1 protein-coding gene is annotated in these 5,210 nt (G+C 74.9%); it reads right to left on the bottom strand.

Going from position 1 to position 5,210, the window contains the following annotated elements; all coding sequences use genetic code 11:
• On the bottom strand, positions 1–5,210 hold a 5,210-nt coding region (locus ACRDSK_RS31640), incomplete at both ends, for a type I polyketide synthase (RefSeq protein WP_431445070.1).

The following is a 5,210-nucleotide window of genomic DNA, read 5'->3' as shown; positions in this document are numbered from 1 at the left end:
GCTCGCGCCGGGTGCGTCCGGGCCGCGGCGGCTCACCAGCAGCAGGTGGCGCATGCCGCGCTCCCGCACGAGGTGGCGGGCGAGGTGGCCGGCCAGCCCGCCGGTGCCGCCCGTGACGAGCGCGGTCCCCTCGGGATTCCACGGCGTGGCGTCGTCCGCGTTCGTGGCCAGCGGAGCGAGCCGGGCGACGCGGGCTTCGCCGTCGCGGACGGTGTACTGCGGTTCGCCGGATGCCGCCACGGCCGCGGCCGTCTCCGGCGGGTCCGGCGAGTCGACGAGGACGAACCGGTCCGGGTGCTCGATCTGGGCGGATCGCACCAGGCCCCACACGGCGGCCGCCGCGAGGTCGTCGGTCTCGACGGCACCGTCGGTCACGAAGACCAGCCGGGTCGCGGCGGTGCGGTCGTCGGCGAGCCAGCGCTGGATCAGCAGCAGGACCCGGGACGTCAGGTCGCGCAGCCGTTCGGGCATCGGCAGGTCCGCGCGGGAGGCGACCCGCACCGCGGCCAGGTCCGAGGCATCGAACGTCGCGAGGTCCGTGTCCAGGTCGAAGACCGTGACCGCGGGAGGCTCGGCCGTCGGCGCCGGTGCGGTGACCCAGTCGAGCCGGTACATGCCGTCCTGCCGGGCGACCGGGCGGGCCGTGTCCGCCCGGCGGGAGGTCACGGAGTCGATGCGCAGCACCGGGTTTCCCGCCGCGTCGACCGCGGTCAGGGCGAACGCGCCGGGCTCGGTCCGGGTCAGCCTGACCCGCAGCGACGACACACCGGCGGCGTGCAGCGACACGCCCACGAGTGAGAACAGCAGCCCGCCACCGTCACCGTCCAGATAGGACGCGGCGTGGAAGGCGGCGTCGAGCAGTGCCGGGTGCATGCCGTAGGCGCCGGCGCTCTCGGCCGCGTCGTCCGGCAGGGCGACCTCGGCGTACACGTCGTCGTCGTGCGCCCACGCCGCCCGCAGGCCCTGGAACGCCGGCCCGTAGTCGAGCCCGGCGTCGGCGAGCCGGTCGTAGAGGTCGCCGACGTCCAGCGGCCGGGCGGCCGCCGGCGGTGTGGCGTCGAAGTCGGTGACCGGAGCGCCGGTCGCCAGCATGCCGCTCGCGTGCGGCACCCACGGCGACTCGGAGTCGTCGGCCGGTCGCGAGTGGACGGTGACGCCCCGGCGGCCGGTCTCGTCCGGCGCCGCGACGGCCACCTGCAGGTCGACCGCATCGTGCTCGCCGAGCACCAGCGGGACGCCGAGTGTCAGCTCCTCGACCACGTCGGCGCCGACGTGGTCGGCCGCGCGAACCACGAGCTCGAGGAACCCGCTGCCGGGCAGCAGCACAACGCCGCCCGCGGCGTGGTCGGCGAGCCACGGATGCGTGGTGAGCGAGAGCCGGCCGCTGAACACGACACCCGCGGTCGGCGCCAGCTCCATGGCGGCGCCGAGCATCGGGTGCTCCGCCGCGAGCAGACCGAGCCCGGCCGGGTCGCCGGCACGGATCGAGGTCGCCATGTTGGACCAGTAGTGCTCGTGCTGGAAGGCGTACGGCGGCAGCACGACCCGCCGCGCACCAGTGCCCTCGTACGCCCGCGTCCAGTCGACCCGGCCCGCCCGGACGTACAGCTCGGCCGCGGAGGTGAGGAACCGGGCGAGGTCGTCGTCGTCGCGACGCAGCGTGCCGACCGCTACCGCGGGGACGTCGGCTGGGACATCGGCTGGGACATCGGCACTGTCGATGGTCTCCTGCACGCTCATGCTCAGCACGGGGTGCGGGCTCACCTCGACGAACGCGCGGTGCCGCTCCCTGAGCAGCGCCCGGACGGCGGGCTCGAACCCCACCTGGCCGCGCAGGTTGCGATACCAGTAGCCGGCGTCGAGCTCGGTGCCGTCCGCCCACTGTCCGGTGACGGTGGAGAAGAACGGCACGACGGCCCGTCGCGGCGTGACCGGCGCCAGGGCGTCGAGCAGCTCGTCACGGAGCAGTTCGACGTGTGCGGAGTGCGACGCGTAGTCGACCGGGATCCGGCGCACGCGTATCTCCCGCGCCGACAGCTCATCGAACAACACATCCAGCGCACCGAGATCCCCGGCGACGACGACGGCAGCCGGCCCGTTCACGGCGGCGATCGACAGTCCCTCGACGAGCCGGGTCTCCACCTCGGCCACCGGCAGCGCGACCGACATCATCCCGCCGCGGCCCGCCAGCGTGCGCGCGATCGCCTGACTGCGCAACGCGACCACCCGCGCACCGTCTTCGAGGGACAGTGCACCGGCGACCACGGCGGCGGCGATCTCGCCCTGCGAGTGCCCCACGACGGCGTCCGGCGTGACTCCGAAGGACTGCCACACCGCGGCCAGCGACACCAGCACCGCGAACGACGCGGGCTGCACCACGTCCACCCGGTCCAGCTCGTGACCGTCGCGGAGGACGTCGAGCAACGACCAGTCCAGGTACGGCGACAGGGCGGCGGCACACTCGGCCAGCCGCTCCGCGAACACCGGCGACTCGACCAGCAGCCGCGCGCCCATGCCCGCCCACTGCGAGCCCTGGCCCGGGAAGACGAACACCGTCCGCCCGTCCACGTCCGCCACGCCCTCGACCACCTCGGCGGCGGGAGTGCCGGCGGCGAGCGCGGCGGTACCGGTCAGCAGCGTGGCGCGGTCCGTCCCGACGACCACCGCGCGATGCCGGTGCCGGGCGCGCCCGGCCACCAGCGAGTGGCCGACGTCCACCGGATGCAGCTCGTCCACATGGGACGCCAGCCGGGCGGCCTGGTCCCGGAGTGCCTGTGCCGTGCGACCGGACACGACCCACGGCATCGCGACCGGGTCGCGGCGGGGCGCCGGCTCGTCGGTCGCCGGGGCCTGCTCGAAGATCGCGTGCACGTTGGTGCCGCTGATGCCGAACGAGGACACGCCGGCCCGCCGCGGCCGGTCGCTCTCCGGCCACTCGCACGCGTCGCTGAGCAGCTCGACCGACCCGGTGGTCCAGTCGACGGCCGTCGTCGGCCGGTCCACGTGCAGCGTCTTGGGCAACATGCCGTGGCGCAGCGCGAGCACCATCTTGATGACGCCGGCGACGCCGGCCGCGCCCTGGGTGTGGCCGAGGTTGGACTTGATCGAGCCCAGCAGCAGCGGTTGCTCGCGGTCCTGGCCGTAGGTGGCCAGCAGCGCGTTCGCCTCGATGGGATCGCCCAGCGTGGTGCCGGTGCCGTGCGCCTCCACGGCATCGACGTCCGATGTGGACAGTTGAGCACTCGCCAGCGCCGCGCGGATGACGCGTTGCTGCGCCAGGCCGTTGGGCGCGGTGAGCCCGTTGGACGCCCCGTCCTGGTTGGCCGCCGAACCCCGGAGCACCGCGAGGACGTCGTGTCCGTTGCGGCGGGCGTCGGACAGGCGTTCCAGGACCACGAACCCGACGCCCTCACCCCAGCCCATGCCGTCGGCGGAGTCGGCGAACGCGTGACAGCGGCCGTCGGCGGACCAGCCGCCGAGCGCGTCGAACTGGTCGAACGCGTACGGGGTCGCCATCACCATCACGCCGCCGGCGACCACCAGGTCGCACTCCCCCGCGCGCAACGACTGCCCGCCGAGGTGGATCGTCATCAGCGACGCCGAGCACCCCGTGTCGACGGTGACCGCCGGCCCCTCCAGGCCGAGCGTATAGGCGACCCGGCCGGACATGATGCTCGTCAGGACACCCGTCATGACGTTGGCGGCGTCCTCGCTCGCGGGCATGTAGAGGCTGCCCGCGGTGCCGACGTAGACGCCGGTCCGGCTGCCGCGCAGCGAATCCGGGTCGATGCCGGCGTGCTCGAACGCCTCCCAGGTGGACTCCATCACCAGGCGCTGCTGTGGGTCCATGCCCACGGCCTCCTTCGGTGACAGGCCGAAGAACGCCGGGTCGAACCGGGTCGCGTCGTCGAGGAACCCGCCCTGGTACGGGCGGTCCGGATCGACGGGCCAGCCGCGGTCGGCGGGCATCGGGCCGACGGCGTCCCCGCCGTCGACGAGCAGCCGCCACAGGTCCTCGGGCGAGCGCACCCCGCCCGGGAACCGGCAGCTCATGCCGACGATCGCGATCGGGTCGTCGGTGTGCGCGGCGACCACCGGGCTGGTTCGGGCGGCCGGCTCGGTGCCCACCGTCTTCCCGAGCAGGTGCCCGGCGAGCGCGCGGGCCGACGGGTGGTCGAACACGAGCGTGACCGGCAGGCTCAGGCCGGTCGCCGCGGCGAGCCGGTTGACCAGCTCGACGGCGGTGATCGAGTCGAAGCCGAGCTCCTTGAACGCCTTGTCCGCGTCGACCGCGTCCGGGCCGGGGAACCGAAGCACGGCGGCGACCTGCGCGCGGACCAGGTCGAGCAGCAGGTCCTGTCGTGCCGATGGGGACAGCGGCGCCAGCCGCTCCGCCAGCTCGGCCGACCGGCCGCGGTGGCGCTGCTCGGCGTCGCGGGTGGCGTCGATCGCCCGCCTGGCCTCGGGCAGGTCGGCCAGCAGGGCACCGCGCCGCAGGGCGAGGAAGCCGGGCGCGAAGACGTCCCAGTCGACGCCGTGGACGATCGGGGTGGGCTCGCCGCTGAGGACCACGCGGTGCAGCGCGGCCGTGGCGAGCCGGGGGTCCATCGCGACGACGCCCTGCTGCGTCTGGGCGGCGGTCCCGGCGGCGAGACCGGCGCCGGCCCACAGGCCCCAGGACACCGCGGTCGCGGGCAGGCCGGCGGCGCGGCGCCGCACGGCGATCCCGTCCAGCACGGCGTTGGCGGCGGCGTAGTTGGCCTGTCCGCGGCTGCCGATCGCGCCCGCGGCCGAGCCGTAGAGCACGAACATCGACAGGTCGAGGTCGCGGGTCAGCTCGTCGAGGTGTCGCGCGGCGGTCACCTTCGCGCGGAACACCTGCTCGAACCGGTCCGGCGCGAGCCCGTCGATCAGGCCGTCGTCGAGCACGCCCGCGGTGTGCACGACGCCGGTGAGCGGCACGTCCTCGGGAATGTCCGCCAGGACCGCGGCGAGCGCGTCCCGGTCGGCCGCGTCGCACGCGACGACGCTGACCCGAACGCCTGCCACGGCGAGCTCGTCGCGGAGCTCGGTGGCGCCCGGGGCGTCGGGACCGCGGCGGCTCAGCAGCACCAGGTGCTCGGCGCCCGCACCGGCCAGCGAGCGCGCGACGTGACCGCCGAGCGCGCCGGTGCCGCCGGTGACGAGCACGGTGCCCGAGACCTGCCAGT

It is taken from the genome of Actinophytocola sp., from assembly GCF_050699915.1.
Lineage (GTDB): Bacteria > Actinomycetota > Actinomycetes > Mycobacteriales > Pseudonocardiaceae > Actinophytocola.
This window is presented reverse-complemented; position numbering and strand designations above follow the sequence as displayed.